Origin of the sequence: Streptomyces sp. WAC06614 (assembly GCF_003949795.1) — a bacterium.
Classification (GTDB): Bacteria; Actinomycetota; Actinomycetes; order Streptomycetales; family Streptomycetaceae; genus Streptomyces.
On record NZ_RPRY01000216.1, the window covers coordinates 1 to 11,958 of the forward strand.

At 73.9% G+C, this 11,958-nt stretch carries 11 protein-coding genes; 5 read left to right on the plus strand and 6 right to left on the minus strand.

All coding sequences use genetic code 11. From position 1 onward, the window contains the following. The first annotated feature begins 321 nt into the window (after positions 1–321). Positions 322–1,941, plus strand: coding sequence for a chaperonin GroEL (gene groL / locus EF918_RS24570; protein ID WP_125650556.1), 1,620 nt, complete (start codon positions 322–324; stop codon positions 1,939–1,941). Positions 1,942–2,132: 191 nt separating this feature from the next. Continuing rightward, complete coding sequence (locus EF918_RS24575; protein ID WP_125650558.1) at positions 2,133–2,741, plus strand: phosphoribosylanthranilate isomerase; 609 nt, start codon at positions 2,133–2,135, stop codon at positions 2,739–2,741. Here EF918_RS24575 and EF918_RS24580 read toward each other — a convergent pair. Together EF918_RS24580 and murQ are read right to left on the minus strand one after the other, a co-directional pair. Beyond that, on the minus strand, positions 2,710–4,191 hold the full coding sequence (locus EF918_RS24580; protein ID WP_125650560.1) for a PTS transporter subunit EIIC: 1,482 nt from the start codon (positions 4,189–4,191) through the stop codon (positions 2,710–2,712). The genes EF918_RS24575 and EF918_RS24580 overlap by 32 nt on opposite strands. Before the next feature lie 65 nt (positions 4,192–4,256). Beyond that, complete coding sequence (murQ, locus tag EF918_RS24585) at positions 4,257–5,207, minus strand: N-acetylmuramic acid 6-phosphate etherase (RefSeq protein WP_125650562.1); 951 nt, start codon at positions 5,205–5,207, stop codon at positions 4,257–4,259. 121 nt (positions 5,208–5,328) lie between these two features. Between murQ and EF918_RS24590 the strand changes: the two genes are divergently transcribed. Further along, on the plus strand, positions 5,329–5,709 hold the full coding sequence (locus EF918_RS24590) for a hypothetical protein (RefSeq protein WP_125650564.1): 381 nt from the start codon (positions 5,329–5,331) through the stop codon (positions 5,707–5,709). Then, positions 5,706–5,975: a DUF4031 domain-containing protein gene (locus tag EF918_RS24595; protein WP_125650566.1), complete on the plus strand. Its 270-nt coding sequence runs from the start codon at positions 5,706–5,708 to the stop codon at positions 5,973–5,975. Before EF918_RS24590 ends, EF918_RS24595 begins: the two co-directional genes overlap by 4 nt. Here the strand turns inward: EF918_RS24595 and EF918_RS24600 are convergent. Then, positions 5,929–7,170, minus strand: coding sequence for a Cmx/CmrA family chloramphenicol efflux MFS transporter (locus EF918_RS24600; protein WP_185921901.1), 1,242 nt, complete (start codon positions 7,168–7,170; stop codon positions 5,929–5,931). The genes EF918_RS24595 and EF918_RS24600 overlap by 47 nt on opposite strands. A gap of 197 nt (positions 7,171–7,367) precedes the next feature. After that, entirely contained in the window at positions 7,368–8,021 is a 654-nt protein-coding gene (locus tag EF918_RS24605) for a hypothetical protein (RefSeq protein WP_125650570.1), read from the minus strand. A 139-nt stretch (positions 8,022–8,160) separates the two neighbouring features. Between EF918_RS24605 and EF918_RS24610 the strand changes: the two genes are divergently transcribed. Then, positions 8,161–8,850, plus strand: a complete 690-nt coding sequence (locus tag EF918_RS24610; protein ID WP_125650572.1) for a copper homeostasis protein CutC — start codon at positions 8,161–8,163, stop codon at positions 8,848–8,850. Positions 8,851–8,905: 55 nt separating this feature from the next. Here the strand turns inward: EF918_RS24610 and EF918_RS24615 are convergent, their stop codons facing one another. After that, entirely contained in the window at positions 8,906–9,475 is a 570-nt protein-coding gene (locus tag EF918_RS24615) for a Uma2 family endonuclease (protein WP_125650573.1), read from the minus strand. A gap of 17 nt (positions 9,476–9,492) precedes the next feature. Then, positions 9,493–11,493, minus strand: coding sequence for an AAA family ATPase (locus EF918_RS24620; protein ID WP_260610607.1), 2,001 nt, complete (start codon positions 11,491–11,493; stop codon positions 9,493–9,495). Between the last annotated feature and the right edge of the window lie 465 nt (positions 11,494–11,958).

The window sequence follows — 11,958 nt, forward strand, 5'->3', positions numbered from 1 at the left end:
GCCTCGACGGCCTTCTCGATGCCGCGCTTCAGAGCCATCGGGTTGGCGCCGGCGGCCACGTTGCGCAGGCCCTCGCGGACGAGCGCCTGGGCGAGCACGGTCGCGCCGGAGGGTGCGGTTCACCCGAGCCGCTTGCACTCGGCATGCCCGAGTGCTAATCATTGGCGTTAGCACTCTCCAGGTGAGAGTGATAAAGACGAGGACCGGGTCGGTGAGGCCCGCAGGCCCCGGTGGGAAGGAACCGCCGGGCCGGCAGGCCGTCCGTCGCGGGCGCCACGCGGTCCGAAGGCAATCCACCCCAGTCCGGGAGGACCACTTCACATGGCCAAGATCATCGCGTTCGACGAGGAGGCCCGGCGCGGCCTGGAGCGCGGCATGAACCAGCTCGCCGACGCCGTCAAGGTCACCCTTGGCCCCAAGGGTCGCAACGTTGTCCTTGAGAAGAAGTGGGGCGCCCCCACGATCACCAACGATGGTGTGTCCATCGCCAAGGAGATCGAGCTGGAGGACCCGTACGAGAAGATCGGCGCCGAGCTGGTCAAGGAAGTCGCCAAGAAGACGGACGACGTCGCCGGTGACGGTACGACCACCGCGACCGTGCTCGCCCAGGCGCTCGTCCGCGAGGGCCTGCGCAACGTGGCCGCCGGCGCCAACCCGATGGCTCTGAAGCGCGGCATCGAGAAGGCCGTCGAGGCCGTCTCCGGCGCGCTGCTCGACCAGGCCAAGGAGGTCGAGACCAAGGAGCAGATCGCCTCCACCGCCTCCATCTCCGCCGCCGACACCCAGATCGGCGAGCTCATCGCCGAGGCCATGGACAAGGTCGGCAAGGAAGGCGTCATCACGGTCGAGGAGTCCCAGACCTTCGGTCTGGAGCTGGAGCTCACCGAGGGCATGCGCTTCGACAAGGGCTACATCTCGGCGTACTTCGCGACCGACATGGAGCGCATGGAGGCGGCGCTCGAGGACCCCTACATCCTCATCGTCAACTCCAAGATCTCCTCGGTGAAGGACCTGCTCCCGCTGCTGGAGAAGGTCATGCAGTCCGGCAAGCCGCTGCTGATCATCGCCGAGGACGTCGAGGGCGAGGCCCTGTCGACCCTGGTCGTCAACAAGATCCGTGGCACCTTCCGCTCCGTCGCGGTCAAGGCCCCGGGCTTCGGCGACCGCCGCAAGGCCATGCTGGGCGACATCGCCATCCTCACCGGTGGCACGGTCATCTCCGAGGAGGTCGGCCTCAAGCTGGAGAACGCCGGTCTCGACCTGCTCGGCCGCGCCCGCAAGGTCGTCATCACCAAGGACGAGACGACCATCGTCGACGGTGCCGGTGACAGCGACCAGGTCCAGGGCCGCGTCAACCAGATCCGCGCCGAGATCGAGAACTCCGACTCGGACTACGACCGCGAGAAGCTCCAGGAGCGCCTGGCGAAGCTGGCCGGCGGCGTGGCCGTCATCAAGGCCGGTGCCGCCACCGAGGTCGAGCTCAAGGAGCGCAAGCACCGCATCGAGGACGCCGTCCGCAACGCGAAGGCCGCCGTCGAGGAGGGCATCGTCGCCGGTGGTGGCGTGGCCCTGCTGCAGGCCGGCAGCGTCTTCGAGAAGCTGGAGCTGGAGGGCGACGAGGCCACCGGTGCCGAGATCGTCCGCAAGGCGCTGGCCGCCCCGCTGACCCAGATCTCCGTGAACGCCGGCCTCGAGGGCGGCGTCGTGGTGGAGAAGGTGCGCAACCTGCCCGTCGGTCACGGCCTGAACGCCGCCTCCGGCGAGTACGTCGACATGATCGCCGAGGGCATCATCGACCCGGCGAAGGTCACCCGCTCCGCCCTGCAGAACGCCGCCTCCATCGCGGCCCTGTTCCTGACCACCGAGGCCGTCATCGCCGACAAGCCGGAGAAGGCCGCGGCCGCTCCGGGCGGCATGCCGGGCGGTGACATGGACTTCTGATCGGCCCCGGCCGACCAGCTGTTCTCGTACCGAGGGCGGCACCCCCGACGGGGGTGCCGCCCTCGGGCGTTCTCCGGACCCTGGAAGTCCGTGGTGTCGACCTCGAAGTCGAAGCCAGTGGCGCGCGGGTGGGCGTGCCCGGTTCCTGGGACGGGCCGACGCCGATCGGGTGGCTTTGGTTGACTGGGGGCATGAGTGAGCTCTTCGTGAAGATCTGCGGGCTGAAGACCCCCGAGGACGTCGACGTGTCCGTGGCGGCCGGGGCCGATGCCGTGGGGTTCGTCTTCGCCGCCGGGAGCCCCCGCACCGTCGACGCCGCCACCGCGCGGGAGCTGGCCGCGCGGGTGCCGGAGGGCGTGCTCACCGTCGGGGTGTTCCGGGGGCAGAGCGTGGCCGAGGTGCGCCGGTTCGCCGAGGAGAGCGGCGTACGGGGGGTGCAGCTGCACGGGGACGAGGGGCCGGAGTACTACGAGGCCCTGCGCGCCGAGGGGCGGACCCTGCTGCGGGCCACCGCCGGGCAGGTCCGGCGGTGCGGCGAGTACGGCGAGGACCTGCTCCTGCTGGACGCCCCCGACCCCGGTTCGGGCAAGCCCTGGAACTGGGGCGCGCCGGAGTTCACCGCCCCCGAGGGCCACTGGCTCCTGGCGGGCGGCCTGACCCCGGCCACCGTCGCCGAGGCCGTGACGGTCACCGGTGCCTGGGGCGTGGACGTCTCCAGCGGGGTGGAGAACACCCGCGGCGTGAAGTCCCCGGACCTGATCCGCGCCTTCATCGGGGCCGCGCGGGCAGCCCGCTCCTGACGTCGCCGCCGCCGTCGCCCTCGGGGGCGGCGGGCGCGTCCAGGGCCGCCAGCATCGCCGGGGTGAAGCCGAAGAAGTACGTGGCCAGGAACCCCGCCAGATAGCCGGTGCCCAGCCCGCACGCGTAGACGGTGACGCTCGCCAGCCAGCCGGAGGACCCGTCCAGCAGCGGGAACAGCGCCCAGCCGGACGGCCCGATCGCGGTGGCGCCGAAGCTGACGCCGAGCTGGTGGAAGAGCCCGACGAAGGCCCCGCCGGCCGCCCCGCCCACGCAGGCGGTGACGAACGGGCGGCCGAGCGGGAGCGAGACCCCGTAGATCAGCGGTTCGCCCACGCCCAGCAGGCCCGCCGGGAGGGCCGAGCGGATGGTGGTGCGCAGCGAGCCGTTGCGCGGCAGCCGGGCCCGGACCGCCAGCGCCGCCCCGACCTGTCCGGCGCCCGCCATCGCCAGGATCGGCAGCAGCACGGTATGTCCCTGCTGCTCGATCAAGGTGGTGTGCAGCGGGATCAGGGCCTGGTGCAGGCCCAGCATGACCAGCGGCAGGAACAGCCCGCCGAGCACCAGCCCGGCCGGCGCGCCGCCCGAGGCCAGCAGCCAGGTGGCGAAGGAGCCCACGGCCCGGGAGACCTCACCGGCCACGAACATCAGGCCGTAGAGCGTCGTCAGGCCCGCGACCAGCACGGTCAGGGTCGGGGTCAGCAGCACGTCGAGCGCCTCGGGCACCCGGCGCCGGCACCAGCGTTCGACGTGGACCGCCAGCAGCGCGGCGGCGAGCGCGCCGAGCACCCCGCCCTGGCCGGGGGCGAGCGGATGCCCGAACGCGCTGATCTTCGCCACGCCCGGGAAGACGATCACGGCCGCGGCCGCCCCGCCGAGGACCGGGGTGCCGCCGAACTCCTTGGCCGTGTTGATCCCGACGAACACCGCGAGCAGCGACATGAACCCGGACGCCGTCGCGGCCAGGGCCGGGACCAGGGCGGGCAGCAGACCGAGGTTGGTGAGCACCCCGTTCAGCCCGGCGACGATGCCGCAGCCGATCAGGGCGGGGATCAGCGGGACGAAGACGTTCGCGACCCGGCGCAGCAGCTCCTTCAGGGGGGTGGCGTTGCGCTCCGTCCGGGCGGCCTTCAGCGCGGCGCCGCGTACGGCGAGTTCCTCGGCGGTGACGCCGCCCGTCTCCCGGCGGCCCGCCGCCACGAGTGCCTCGAACGCCGGCGTCACCCGGGCCACCACCCCCGGCCCCAGGACCACCTGGTAGGTGTCGTCCTCCACCACTCCCAGCACCCCCGGCACCGCCCGGAGCGCGGCGTCCTGCACGAGGGACCGGTCGCGCAGCCCGAGCCGGAGCCGGGTCATGCAGTGGGCGACGGAGGTGACGTTGTCCGGGCCGCCGACCAGGGGGAGGAGCGCGGCGGCGGTGGCGTGGTGCTGGTCGGGGGCAGTTGCCATGGGGGAGGCCTCGCTGTGCGTGCGGTGCGTGCGGTGCGGCGTCCTGCGTCCTGCGTCCTGCGGGCCTACGTGCCGGTGCCCGTGCCGGTGCCGGTGGCGGCCTGTCGCAGGGCCGGTCGCAGTCGGCCCTGGTGCGCGTCCAGCAGCCGGGCCGCGGTGGCGGCGTCCACCCCGCCGAGCAGGACGAGGATCGCGTGCTTGACCTCGCCGCCGGTGGCGTCGAGCGCGGCCTCGATCTCCTCGTCGGGCGCCTCCGTGGCCAGCGCCACGATCCGCCGGGACCGGGCGCGCAGCTTGTCGTTGGTGGCCCGTACGTCGACCATCAGGTTCCCGTACGTCTTGCCGAGCCGGATCATCGTGACGGTCGACAGGAGGTTCAGGACGAGCTTCTGGGCGGCGCCGGCCTTCAGCCGGGTGGAGCCCGTGAGCAGCTCGGGGCCGACGACCACCTCGATGCCGTGCTCGGCCGCCGCGGCCAGCTCGGAGCCGGCGTTGCAGGACAGGCCGACGGTGAGCGCGCCCAGGGCCCGGGCGTGGGTGACGGCGGCGACGGCGTACGGGGTGCGGCCGGAGGCGGAGATCCCGACCACGGTGTCCTCGGGGGTGAGGGCGAGCGCGGTGAGGTCGGCGACGGCCAGGTCGGCCCGGTCCTCGGCGCCCTCGACGGCCGTGACCAGGGCGCCGGGCCCTCCCGCGATCAGGCCGACGACCTGGCCGGGGGCGGTGTTGAAGGTGGGCGGACACTCGCTGGCGTCCAGGACGCCGAGCCGTCCGGCGGTGCCGGCGCCCGCGTAGACCAGCCGTCCGCCGCGGGCCATCCGGTCGGCGAGCGCGTCGATCACCGCCGCGATCGCGGGCAGTCGGGCCGCGACGGCGGCCGGGACGGTGGCGTCCTCGGCGTTCATCAGGCGGACCAGGTCGAGGGTGGGGAGCTGGTCGATCCCGGCCAGTTCCGGGCGGAAGGCCTCGGTGGTCAGGGCGTCCAACTGCGCGCGGAGGGCGGCGTACGAGGTCATCCGGGGGCCTCCTGACCGGCTCGTCCTCCGCACCGTATTTTCCGTACCGGGGCAGGTCAAGGCGCCACCCGAGGCCGCCGCGACCTTCACCCCGCTGCCGACCCGGGTCCACAATGGCCCCATGGACCACGCGACCCCCCTGGAACAGGCGCTCCACGCCGCCCGTGCTCTCGTACTCGCCGATCTCGTCGCGGGAGAGGTCGCCGAGGCCGATGTCGTCTCTCTCGTCGAGGACTCGGTCGCGCACCGCCGCTGGTGGGTGGAGCAGTGGCCGGAGGGGGCCGACTACCTGGCCGGACTGGTCGCGCAGGACGTGCAGGACGCCCTGCTGACGAAGTACGGCCGCTGGCCGCTGTGCCCGGTGTGCAGCCACGGCGACCCGCACGCCCTGGACGTCGAGCCGGAGCTCGGCCCGGATCCGCACTGGGTGTGCGGCAAGGCGGGGGTGAAGGTGGCGGCCGTCGGCTCGCTCGGCCCGGTCCTCGGGGGCTTCACCGAGTGACCGTGTACATCGACCCGCCCACCTGGCCGGGCCACGGCCGGATGTGGTCCCACCTGGTCAGCGACGTCTCGTACGAGGAGCTGCACGCCTTCGCGGAGGGCATCGGCTGCCCGCCGCGCGCCTTCGAACGGGACCACTACGACGTGCCCGCCCACCGCTACGCCGCCGCGGTGGCGGCGGGCGCGGTGGAGGTGGGCAGCAAGGAGCTGGTCCGCCGGCTCACCGAGGCCGGGCTGCGGGTGCCGAAGCACCGTCGGACGGCGTAGGCGCAGGGGCGGACGCGGAGGAGCTCACCACCCGGGTCGGGCGGGCCGGCGTACGGCGGTCCAGGCGCAGGGCGAGCGCGGCGAGGGCGAGGGCGGTGACCGTCATGGCCGCGCCGGCCCAGGCGGTGGCGGCGAAGCCGGCGCCCGCGTCGATGACCGTACCGCCGAGCCAGGGGCCGCCGGTGTTGCCCAGGTTGAAGGCGGCCGTGGTGGTGGCTCCGGCCAGGGTCGGGGCGGCGCCGGCGACGTTGAACATCCGGGCGTTGAGCGCGGGCGCGGTGAAGAACGCCGAGACGCCGATCAGGAACGACAGGGCCACGGCGGCGACCCCCACCGGGGCGAGCAGGGCCAGCAGCACCAGGAACACGGTGGAGGCGGTGACGCCCCCCAGCATCACCCCGAAGAGGTGGGCGTCGGCGACCCGCCCGCCGAGGGTGGTGCCGACCAGCGCGCCGACCCCGAACAGGCCGAGGATCCACGGCACCCACGACGCCTCCAGCCCGGCCACCTCCGTCAGCAGCGGCGAGAGGTAGCTGAAGGCGCAGAACACGCCACCGGCGGCGAGCGCGGTCACGGCGACCGCCAGCCAGACCTGCCGGTCGCGGTAGATGCGCAGCTCACGGCCGAGGGTGGGGCGCTGCTCGGGCAGCGGGATGCGGGGGACCAGGGCGAGGAGGCCGGCCAGGGCGACGGCGGTGGCGGCGGCGACCGCCCAGAACGCCGAGCGCCAGCCGAGCTGCTCGCCGAGGAAGGCGCCGGCGGGGACGCCGAGGACGTTGGCGAGGGACAGGCCGCCGATCATGACGGCCATGGCGCGGGCCCGGGCGCCGACCGGGACCATCGCGACGGCGACGGCCGCGCCGACCGCCCAGAACCCGGCGCAGGCCAGGGCGGAGACGATGCGGGAGGCGAACAGCAGGGCGTACGTCGGGGCCAGCGCGCCCGCGATCTGGCCCAGCCCGAACAGGCTGATCAGGGCGATCAGCGTGGTGCGGCGGGGCAGCCGCAGGGTGGCGACGGCCAGCAGCGGGGCGCCGACGACCATGCCGATGGCGAAGGCCGAGATGAGCAGGCCGGCCTGCGGGATGGTGACGTCCAGATCGTCCGCGATGGCCGGCAGCAGCCCGGACAGCATGAACTCGCTCGTACCGAGCGCGAAGACGGACAGGCCGAGGACGTACACGGCGACGGGCATGCGGGAGCGTTCGGCGGTATCGGGCATGTACGTGATCAACAGCGGGCGGGGTGTCCGCATTCCCCCGCATGTGTCGCTTGTATGACGAGCGTGTGGCGGGCGTGCTTGCTCGGCTGCTCGGCTGCTCGGCTGCTCGGCTGCTCGGCTGCTCGGCTTCCCGGCTGCCAGGTGCGGCGTGCGGGCGTCGGGCCAGGCCGTCAGGTCAGGTCGGCCAGCTCGGCGGCCAGGTTGCGGCGGGCCGGGGCCTCCCAGTGCGCGGCGGCGTAGGGGGTGCGGAAGAGCCGGGGCAGGGCGAGGAGCTGGCGCAGGACGGCGGCGCGGCCGGCGCGGAAGGCGTCCTCGGGCACGAATCCGTACTCCTCGCGCACGGCTGCCACGTACGCCGCGTAGGCCGGGGGATCCCCGGCCAGCACGGCGAGGTCGGCGTCGCACAGCAGCTCGCCCTCGGTGTCGCCGGGGGCCGGGTCGTGGGTGACGGTGAGCCGGACCAGGCGCGCCACCTCGGCGGTGCGGGCGGCGTCGACGCCGAGCTCGGGCAGGGCACGTTCGGCGAGGGCGGCGCTGCGCTCCTCGTTCTCGGAGCGGTCGGGCCGGTAGACGGCGTCGTGGAACCAGGCGGCGAGCCGGACGGCCTCGACGTCGACGCCCGCCGTGTCGGTGTGCGCGACGAGGGTGTCGAGACGGGCGAGTACGGCGGCCAGGTGGGCGGTGGTGTGGTAGCGCCGCTGCGGCTCCGCCCAGGCGGCGAGCAGCCGGTCGGCGTAAGGGGCGGGGTCGCGGCGGGCGCCGGCGGCCAGCGCGGTGCGGCGCCAGCGGGCGCGGAGGTCCTCGGTCTCGTCCATCTCGTCCATGCCCACATTCTGCGGTTGGCGCGATGGTGCTGGTGACGGAACCGGTGGGACCCGTACCCTGATATTGGACTAGACCTGTTGGGCTGGGTCGGGTCGGTCGGAGCAGGCGAAGCAAACCGGAACCGGAGGATGGGGTCAGATGAGCAACCGAGCGCTCCTGGAGGTGATCGCCCTCGACGCGGCGGACGCGGTCGCGGCCGAGGCCGGCGGGGCGGACCGCCTCGAACTGGTCACCGACATGGCGGCCGACGGTCTCACCCCGCCCCGCGCGGTCTTCGCGGCGGTGCGGGCCGCGGTGGACATCCCGCTGCGCGTGATGCTGCGGGCCACGGACGGGTTCGCGGCGGGCGACGTGGCGGCGCTGGCCGCCGAGGCGCGGGCGCTGCGGGCGGAGGGCGCGCAGGAGTTCGTGCTCGGCTTCCTCACCGCGGACGGCGCGCCCGACCTGGCGGCCGTGGAGGCCCTGGCCGCGGAGCTGGCGGGCTGCCGCTGGACCTTCCACCGCGCGATCGACCGGGCCGCGGACCGGGCGGGCCTGCGCAAGGCGCTGGCGGACCGGCCGGGGCTGGACACCTACCTGACGGCCGGCTCGGCGGACGGGGTGGACGCCGGCCTGCCGGTCCTGCTGGCCGAGGCCGCACGCCGGGGCGAACCCGGCTACGAGCCCCGCATCCTGGTCGGCGGCGGCCTCCGCCTCGACCACCTCCCCACCCTGCGCGCCGGCGGCCTCGACGCCTTCCACATCGGCGGCGCGGCCCGCCCCCGGGGCTGGACCCACCCGGTCTCCACCACCGCGGTGACCCAGTGGCGCAACGCCCTGGACGCATAGCCGCGGCGACTCCCCGGCCCCGCCGGGGCTCTCCGGGCCCGGGAGGCGGCCGTGCCTACGGGGTCAGGGCGGTCAGGTCCAGCTCGATCGGGAAGGGCACCGGCCGCTTCAGCTCGCCCCGGAAGATCTCCGCCGCGACGTACGCCCCGGTCGGCCGGTCCAGCTCGTAGACGTGCACGACCGGCTCGCCGTTCTCGTCCTCGACACACCAGTAGTGCGGGATCCCGGCCTCGGCGTACTTGCGGAGCTTGACGCTGCGGTCGCGGTCGGCGGACTCGGGGGAGACCACCTCGACGACCAGCCGGACCTCGTCCGGCGCGAACCAGGTGCGGTCGGGGTCGTACGGGGCGGTGGTGACGAGCAGGTCCGGCTCGGGGCGATTGCGGTGGTCCAGCCGGATCGTCATCTCCCGTTCGACCTCCACCCCCTTCGGTGCCTGCTCCATGAGTTCGGTGGTGAGAGCGGTGACCAGGCGGCCGTGCCACGACCGCCGCGGCGACATCCTGAAGACGAGCGCTCCGTCGATGAGTTCGGTGTGCCGGGGAGCCTCGGGCAGGTGGTCCAGGTCCTCCGCGAACCAGCCTTCTTCGCGCGGGGGGCACATCCACTCGGGCAGGGCAGCCATGGATCCACCGTAGTGGTTCACGAGGTCGCCGCGCCGGTCGTGGCCAAGGCTTCGGGGAGGGGGGCGGAGTGGAGGAGGGTCAGGCCCGAGACGGCTCGGGTGAGGCAGACGTAGAGGCGGCGCAGGCCCGTGCGTGCGTCCGGTTCGCCGTCGACGACGGCCGCCGGCTCGTCCAGGACGACGTAGTCGTACTCCAGGCCCTTCGCCAACGACGCCGGGACCAGCGTCAGCCGGGACTCGGCCGTGGTCTCCTCGCCCGGGGCGAGGAACGGCAGGCCCGCCGCGGTCAGTGCGGCGGCCAGCGCGGGGACGCGGGCGTCGGCCGCGATCAGGCCGATCGAGCCCTCGTGGACCAGGGCCTCGCGGCACGCGGCGAGCACCGCGTCCGTCAGCTCCGCGGGGTCGGCGACCTCCCGGACGACGAGCGAGCCCGGCGTCTCACGCACCGACTCCACCGCCGCCAGGCCGGGCGAGATCGCCGGCAGCAGCCGGGAGGCGTACGCGATGACCTCGCGCGGCACGCGGAAACCGGCCGTCAGCTCCTCCACGACCGCCTCCGGCTTGCCCAGGTGCGCGAGCGCCTCGTCCCAGCTGCGGGTGGCCCACGGGGTGGTGCCCTGGGCGAGGTCGCCCAGCACCGTCGCCGAGCCGGTGGTGCAGCGGCGGCCGACCGCCCGGTACTGCATCGGGGACAGGTCCTGCGCCTCGTCGACCACCACATGACCCAGCGACGGGGTGCGTTCCACCAGGTCACCGGCCTCGTCGATGAGCACCAGGTCCGCCGCCGACCACCTGGCCGTACGGACGCTGCGGGCCGGCTTCGTCCACAGCAGCAGCTTCTGCTCCTCGGCGGTGAGCAGCCCCTCGGCGTGCTCGGCGAGGAAGGCCTCGTCGGACAGCAGGCGCAGCACCAGCTTGGCCGGGTCGACCACCGGCCAGATCTCCTTGACCGCCGCCTTGACGGCCGCGTTGCGCGCCACCGCGTCCTGCACCCGGTCGTCGGGGGCCTCGCCGGCCTGCTCCATCCGCACCAGCACGGCGTGCGCGATCCGCTGCGGCAGGGCCTCTCGGGCGGCGCCGTAGCGGATGTCGCGGGCCAGCAGCTCCTCGACGATCTCGGTCAGCTCGTACGCCGGGATGCGCCAGCGGCGGGAGCCGCGGACCACCATCAGGGCCTCGGTGGGCGGGGTGACGTGGGAGCGGACCGCGCGGCGCAGCACCTCGGCCATCCGGGCGTCGCCCTTGACCACGGCCGTGGCCGCGCTGTCCTCGCCGCGCACCTCGTGACCGCCCGCGACCAGGTCGGCCACGGTGGCCTGCTGGACCTCCAGCTCGCCCAGGGCCGGCAGGACCTGCTCGATGTAGTGCAGGAAGGAACGGTTCGGCCCGATGACCAGGGTGCCGGTACGGGCCAGCCGCTCGCGGTGCGCGTAGAGCAGGTAGGCGACCCGGTGCAGGCCCACGGCGGTCTTCCCGGTGCCGGGGCCGCCCTGGACGCAGACCGAGCCGGCCAGGCCGGCGCGGACGATCTCGTCCTGCTCCGGCTGGATCGTCGCGACGATGTCGCGCATGGGGCCCACGCGGGGGCGTTCGATCTCCTGCTGGAGCAGCTTGCTGACGGTGGCGGCCTCGCCGGGGTCGGACAGGTGCTCGTCCTCGTACGCGGTGAGCTCGCCGCCGGTGTAGCCGAAGCGGCGGCGCGTGGCGACGTCCTGCGGGTCCTGCGGGGAGGCGCGGTAGAAGGGCTGCGAGACGGGTGCGCGCCAGTCGATGACCATGGGGTCGCCGTCGGCGTCGTGCACGTGGCGGCGCCCGATGTAGAAGCGCTCGCCCTCCGCTCCTTCGGCCAGTTCCCCGCCCACGGGGTGCAGGTAGTCGAGGCGGCCGAAGAACAGGGGGGTGTGGGCGAGGTCCGCCAGGGCCTTGATCCGGTCGTCGATCTGCGCCTGCAGGACGATCGCGTTGACCCAGTTCGCCGTGACGTCGCGGATGTCGAGGGCCTCGACGTCGGCGCGCATCGCGCGGAGCGCGGCCCGGGAGGCGGTGAGGTGGGCCCGTTCGCGGGCGAGCGGGTCGGTCGGGTCGGTCGCGTCGTTCGGGTCGCTCGCGTCGTTCGGGTCGGTCGTCTCGGTGGCGTGCGCGGACACGGAACTGCCTCCAGCTGAGCTGCGTGACGGATGACGGCGGTTGCCGACCGGTGCCGACCGGGCGGCGCTCTCCCCGTGGGCAGGTGGGAGGCGGCAAGAGCGGAGATTGTAGTGCTGGCGGGGCGGGGGCGCGAACGGATTTCGCGCCCCGCATCCCTCTCCCGTAGGGGGGACCGTACGGGTGGTGTTCCCTTTTAAACATCTCCCAGACCACGCGACAACCGGCGCCCACCGCTTCCGGCTTCCCCCCTAAAAAAAAAAAAGGCAGCGTTTCTGGCCGGAGAATGTTACGGGTAAGAACGATAAACTCACGGGGTTCGAGCTGCTCACGGCCGA

Bases quoted from the DNA above. Each gene is read 5' to 3' on its own strand.
- EF918_RS24580 (WP_125650560.1), bottom strand. From the start codon at position 4,191: ATGGCAACTGCCCCCGACCAGCACCACGCCACCGCCGCCGCGCTCCTC.
- EF918_RS24620 (WP_260610607.1), bottom strand. From the start codon at position 11,493: ATGCGCGCCGACGTCGAGGCCCTCGACATCCGCGACGTCACGGCGAAC.
- EF918_RS24600 (WP_185921901.1), bottom strand. From the start codon at position 7,170: ATGCCCGTCGCCGTGTACGTCCTCGGCCTGTCCGTCTTCGCGCTCGGT.
- EF918_RS24615 (WP_125650573.1), bottom strand. From the start codon at position 9,475: ATGGCTGCCCTGCCCGAGTGGATGTGCCCCCCGCGCGAAGAAGGCTGG.
- groL (WP_125650556.1), top strand. From the start codon at position 322: ATGGCCAAGATCATCGCGTTCGACGAGGAGGCCCGGCGCGGCCTGGAG.
- EF918_RS24575 (WP_125650558.1), top strand. From the start codon at position 2,133: ATGAGTGAGCTCTTCGTGAAGATCTGCGGGCTGAAGACCCCCGAGGAC.
- EF918_RS24590 (WP_125650564.1), top strand. From the start codon at position 5,329: ATGGACCACGCGACCCCCCTGGAACAGGCGCTCCACGCCGCCCGTGCT.
- EF918_RS24605 (WP_125650570.1), bottom strand. From the start codon at position 8,021: ATGGACGAGATGGACGAGACCGAGGACCTCCGCGCCCGCTGGCGCCGC.
- murQ (WP_125650562.1), bottom strand. From the start codon at position 5,207: ATGACCTCGTACGCCGCCCTCCGCGCGCAGTTGGACGCCCTGACCACC.
- EF918_RS24610 (WP_125650572.1), top strand. From the start codon at position 8,161: ATGAGCAACCGAGCGCTCCTGGAGGTGATCGCCCTCGACGCGGCGGAC.